The sequence below is a fragment of the Mucilaginibacter sp. P4_G9 genome (assembly GCF_056400985.1).
Genome location: NZ_JBFUKF010000322.1, coordinates 1 through 5,753, shown reverse-complemented (window position 1 = coordinate 5,753; position 5,753 = coordinate 1). Strand labels below are relative to the sequence as shown.

At 38.4% G+C, this 5,753-nt stretch carries 4 protein-coding genes; 1 reads left to right on the top strand and 3 read right to left on the bottom strand.

Annotation, left to right across the window (positions count from 1 at the left end; all coding sequences use genetic code 11):
• A partial coding sequence (locus tag AC1DPZ_RS20700) for a two-component regulator propeller domain-containing protein (protein ID WP_477406963.1) occupies window positions 1–3,667 on the bottom strand: 3,667 nt, incomplete at its 3' end.
• Window positions 3,668–4,476: 809 nt separating this feature from the next.
• Between AC1DPZ_RS20700 and AC1DPZ_RS20695 the strand changes: the two genes are divergently transcribed.
• The gene (locus AC1DPZ_RS20695) at window positions 4,477–4,602 is read left to right on the top strand and encodes a hypothetical protein (protein WP_477406961.1); all 126 of its coding nucleotides are present in this window, start codon (window positions 4,477–4,479) and stop codon (window positions 4,600–4,602) included.
• Between the two features lie 281 nt (window positions 4,603–4,883).
• Here AC1DPZ_RS20695 and AC1DPZ_RS20690 read toward each other — a convergent pair whose 3' ends face one another.
• Window positions 4,884–5,285: a VOC family protein gene (locus AC1DPZ_RS20690; RefSeq protein ID WP_477406959.1), complete on the bottom strand. Its 402-nt coding sequence runs from the start codon at window positions 5,283–5,285 to the stop codon at window positions 4,884–4,886.
• A gap of 11 nt (window positions 5,286–5,296) precedes the next feature.
• The coding region (locus AC1DPZ_RS20685; protein WP_477406957.1) for an SRPBCC family protein at window positions 5,297–5,753 on the bottom strand (457 nt) is incomplete at its 5' end.

Below are 5,753 nucleotides of genomic sequence, written 5' to 3'. Positions count from 1 at the left end.
TGGACAAGTAATCGTTTGCCCCGGTCTCCAAACCGGTCAGTTGCTTTTCATCTCCGGTAAAAGCGGTAATTAATATAAATGGTATATGTTCGGTGCGTTTATCACTCCGTATTTTTTTGCAAAAATCGATGCCGTCAATTTCGGCCATGTCAATATCGCTGATGATTAGGTCCGGATGTAAAGCCAGCGCCTTCTGCCAGCCTTCTTTGCCATTTGCAGCTTCGGCAATGGTATATAATTGCCTGAGATCGTCTTTGAGATACGCCCTGAAATCGGGGTTATCCTCTACAATCAAAATGGTAATATTTTTATTGCGCTTCTCCTGGCGCGGCATATCAGGCTTAGGGACTTCAACTTCCTGAGGAACATTTTCAACTCCTATTAAGCTATTCTTTGCCGATTTTTTTAGTGGCAGCCTAACTATAAAACAGCTTCCCTTTCCAGGTTCACTTTCAACAGAAACAATACCGCTCATCAAGTCAACAAACTCTTTTGTAATTGATAAGCCAATCCCGCTTCCCTGGTTAATTAGTGATGCGGGCATGTCATTCTGAAAAAATCGCTCGAATATTTTATTATGCTTTTCAACCGGGATACCAATACCTGAATCTTTCACCCTAATCTCGAGCAAAGTCAATTCTTTGCTGTCGGTTTCCAGCAGCTTTACTTCAACCCCAACAATACCGTAGTCGGGTGTAAACTTAATGGCGTTGGAGAGTAGGTTAAAAAGCACCTTTTCAATTTTATCCTGATCAAAAAACACAAATTCCAAGTCTATATCGCACTTAAATGAAAACCTGATATGTTTTTTATCTGCCACATCGATAAACAAATCGCATGCTTCTTTAATGCTTTTAATAATATCAGCTTCATGCAGGTCAAGCTGAATTTTTTTCACTGCTATTTTACTAAAATCCAATAGCTGATTGATCATATTAAGCAGCCTCTTAGAGTTTTCGTGGATCAATTGAAGCTTTCGCCGGCTATAATTATCGTCAGCCTGCTTTAGCAATTTTTCAACCGGTGCCATAATCAGGGAAATAGGCGTCCTGAATTCGTGACTAACGTTGGTAAAAAAATCTATTTTCATTAAATCCAGCTCGTGCTTGTCCTTTGCTTCCTTTCGCTCACGCTCAATCTCAAAGCGGGTTTCTATTTTTTTAATGCCCTGTTTGCGGATGTAATACAAGATTCCAAGTATGGAAAATACATAAATAACATAGGCTATTGGCGATTTCCAGAATGGGGGCAATACTTTTATATTTAAGGTCAAACTATCGGTATTCGGTATCCTTTCAGCGTTTGAGGCCCTTACCCGGAACACATAATTACCTGCATCCATGTTTGTATAGGTAGCTTTTCTTATCCTCGTATCGCTGGTTATCCATTCTTTATCAAGGCCATCTAATTTATATTCGAGTTTAGATTTACCCGGACTGAAAAAGTTCAGATCTGCAAATTCTATCGAAAAGGCGCTTTCATTGTATTTTAAGGTTATGCTTTTGGTTTCCGTTATAGATTTTGAAAGTACAACATGCCCGTTTAAGGTGTCGCCTGCATTTATACTCTTGTTGTAAAGCTGAAAATCAGTCAAGATTAAATTGGGGGCTCCTTTGTTCAATTTTATCGATGAAGGGTTAAAAACATTAAAGCCATGCGGCCCTCCAAAAACCAGTTCGCCGCTTTTTGTCTTTAACGATGCGTTTTCATTAAATACACGCCCTTGTAAACCGTCGGTTTCATTATAGTTTTCAAACTGGAATTTCAATTTTCCATTTTGTTGTTTTACTATAATATTCGACAATCCATTGGGTGTGCTTACCCACATATTATGGTTATCGTCTTCTAATATATCCAGGATCGCGTTGTCGGGTAGTCCGTCTTCTTTCCTGAGATTTGTGAATTGCCTTTTTGATTTATCAAAAATACTTAAGCCATTGCGGGTAGCTATCCAGAAAAGATGCCTGGAATCTTCGGTTAAATTGGTAACGTTATCGTTGATCAGGCTATTGCCTTTTTTCGGGTCGGCTAAATAATAAATGAATTTATGCGATTTATTCAGCAAGACATTAATCCCATAAGAAGTGCTGATCCATATATTATGGTCTTCATCTTCTGCCAAACCTGATATATAGTTATTTAGAATAGAACCGGGACTATCTTTTTTATAGTGTTTAAAGATTTGCCTGCCAGGTTCTAATAAATTAAGCCCGCCGTTAAGCGTCCCTATCCATAAGCGATGAGAAGAGTCTTCCATGATCTCATAGATGCTATTGTCAGATATGCTGCTGGGGATAGCGTCGTTGTGCCGGTAATGCGTGAAAGTTTTGCCGTCATAACAATCCAACCCCCCAAAATAGGTACCGATCCATAGCTTATTTTCATGATCTACACATAAACTAACAATAACATTATTGGCTAAACTATTAGCATTGGATGCATTGTGCAGATAACTCGTAAAAGTGCCATCTTTTCTGTTAAAATAAATAAGGCCTTTACCATTGGTGCCTATCCATAAGTTGCCTTTTTTATCTTCAGCGAACTTATTAATATCATCATAACCTATGCTGGAGGGGTCGGAAGAATAATGCTTATACAGGGGAAACTTGATAATATCCCCATGATAATAACTGATGCCCTCTTTAACAGTACCTATCCAAACAATTCCTGTATTATCTTTAAAAAGTGATATTGTAGCGTTTTGCGCCAAACTTTTACTATTGTCCTCCCTTTTTACTAAGTATTGAATTGTGAAATCACTTTTATTTAAAAGATTGATCCCGCCATTATCCGTTGCTATCCAGATCGTATTTTTGTCATCCTGAATAATATTAGTAACAACATCGGAATTTAAGTGACTGCCAGCAGAAGCTGTATTGATGTGCTTAACGATATTACGTTTTAAATTCAGATAATATATACCGTGGGGATTATTGACATTGAACACCCATAAATCGTTCTGGCGATCAATAAAAATCCTAAACGTACTTTGTTCATTGCTGAATATTTTGTTAACGGCGTATATTCTCTGATCGATTTTATTGGTATGATGATTTATCTTTTCAATAATTCCGTTTTGATAGATCAGTAAAATATTACCATTTAAATCCTCGGACAGATCTGTCGGGTTATCAGCATAAAGCGAAGTGGTATCGCCGGCCTTATGCTCAAAATGTATCGTTTTCTTTGAGTTTGGACTATATTTATAAACACCAAGCGTGGGATGCAGGAACCAAAAATTGCCGTACCTGTCTTTTTTTATGTTGTTGATCGAATTACCCGGAATGGAGAGATCAGATAATGTGCGGTTAATATTTCGTTCGAACCGTTCGGTCAGCGGGTCATATACATTTAGTCCATTGCGTGTTTGTACCCAAAGTTTATTGAAGGTGCCCTCCATAATATTTATGATAAAATCATCGCTCAACGATGTGGTGTCACGAATGTTATTTTTGAATATTTTGAATTTATAACCATCGTACCTGTTCAGGCCAGCCATGGTCCCAAACCACATAAACCCTTTAGTATCCTTATAAATGCAATTTACCTGATTGTTGGAAAGCCCGTCGGTAATATCTAAATGCGAAAATTGGTACTGACTGTTTTGCGCAACAGCAGTTTTTATGATGCATACTATAATGGCCGTTATCAGAAAGTTTAAACGCACTGTTTTAACTGGATAAAAAAGGAAACAAGATTATGGACTGGCTGACTAATATAGCGTAATTAAACTGGATGTGAAGCGGCAAAATGTGAGGATGTCTCCGGCCTGTTCAACAATATAAATATTGGGTTAATATCGAAATATTTGGTTTAATTCTAGCCCGCTTAATACAAAATCTAGGTGCTGAGTCACTTTTGTCTACCCTAATAGGAACTTTATTTTAAAAGCGATTCTAAACATCCCCCCATAGCGCATTATCTTTGAACACCCCCTGTTTTCTTCTTTGAAGGTTGGCGTAATCAAACTACCGATCTGCTTTTTTTTTCGGCGGTTTCCAAGCCTTCAAAACCACGAAAAATATCTACCAACGACCTATTGGCCAGGTTGAATTGTTTATCAATACGCTTTAATTTCATATTAACGGTATCGCCAGGAATAATTCTTGATTTTCAAACTGCTTTAATAACGATTTTCGTTCTTGCAAACATGCTGCCTTATACATATTTACATTTGTGTCTTCCAGAATCAATCCAAACAATCCGCATGAGAGGGAAACATCGCAGTTAGCCCCGGCTACTGTTATGGGAGGGTTTGACAGAACACACGTTTTTCTCATTGTAAGAAATTAGTCGATAAATATGGTAATAACAGATCTCAAACGATCGGATGGGTAAAAATCTATCTATACAATGGGCTTTGCTTGATCTTTCTGTAGTAAAATTAATTTGCGGTAAAATTATAGAAAAGGAACTGAATTTTGTATATTGATTACCTTAAGGTAACTGATTACTAATTGGTACCTATACCCGGAAATGAAATTTAAAAAAATACTTGATGAGGAATATCTGACTGGCAAGAACAGCATCCGCGACGCGCAATGGCTTTTGGCGGGAAAGTGGAAATTCTCGATCATTGCAGCGCTTCACTTTGAGGGTTAAAATAATAGAGACAGAGAATAACTAAAAACTATTTTCCTGTTATTTTCGGCTATCACCTATAAGAAAAACGAAAATCCATGGTTACAATTCTGCTATCCCAACAAAAGCGATACCAATCGAGTCGAAAACCCCTTAAATCGTATGAATTAAGGGGTCCTTTCTTTTTATTTCAACCCAAGTTAACCCGCTTTATCCTATGTAAAGCGGGTGTTGTGCTTTTAGGAGATTCTCTCAGGGCCAGTTGAACGTTTTACTTTCCGGGCAGACGTAGTACGCACAACTCACAGACCCAACACCCACTTCACATCAAAAGCATCCGTCACTTCAATCAGACTATCCTCTACATAATTCCTGCTTGCCTCGTCACGGCGGTCAGATTCTAATTTCTCGATAAGTACCTTTCTGTCATCAGCATTTTTACACGGAAGAAAAATGGAAAGATAATTTCCAATTTTTCTTCCCTCGTTGTGTACCAGATCCGAACCGTGAATAACTATACTATCAGAAACCAGGGAACCGCTAATGACAGGTATTTCCGTATAACCCTGTAATTCCTTGTCAAAAGTTTCAAAATGCAGCATGCCACCAAAGCAAGCCTGGTAAAACGTAAGTGCTTTTTTGCAATTTCCGGAAAATGTGATGAAGATCCCGCTGGTCAATTTATCGCTATCTTGAAATAACATATTACAATAAATTATGCATCCGGTATTTGGGGTTCAACCAGCTTTTTCAATTTCTCCAGGGACTCCTGCCAGCCCAAATAGCACATTTCAGCCGGAATGGCGTTAGGAATACCCGTTTGTACTATTTGAAGTTCCGTGCCGCAGGAAACCTTATTGAGCCACACTGTCGTTGTCATTTCCCCGGGTAAATCGGGATTATCAAACTTCTCGCTGAACTTAATAAACTCATTCGGTTTTATCTCTAAATATTCTCCGCCAAATGAGTGGCCGTTACCGGTACTGAAATTAATAAAGGTCATACGGAACTTGCCACCTTCCCTAAAATCCATTTGCTGCACTTCGCATAAAAAGCCGTAAGGGGGTAGCCAGCTAGCATATGCTACTGGGTCTGCAAAGGCACGAAATACCTTTTCAGGACTTGCCTGAATTACCCTGTGTAATGAAACTGTGTTATCTACTGTGTTATCT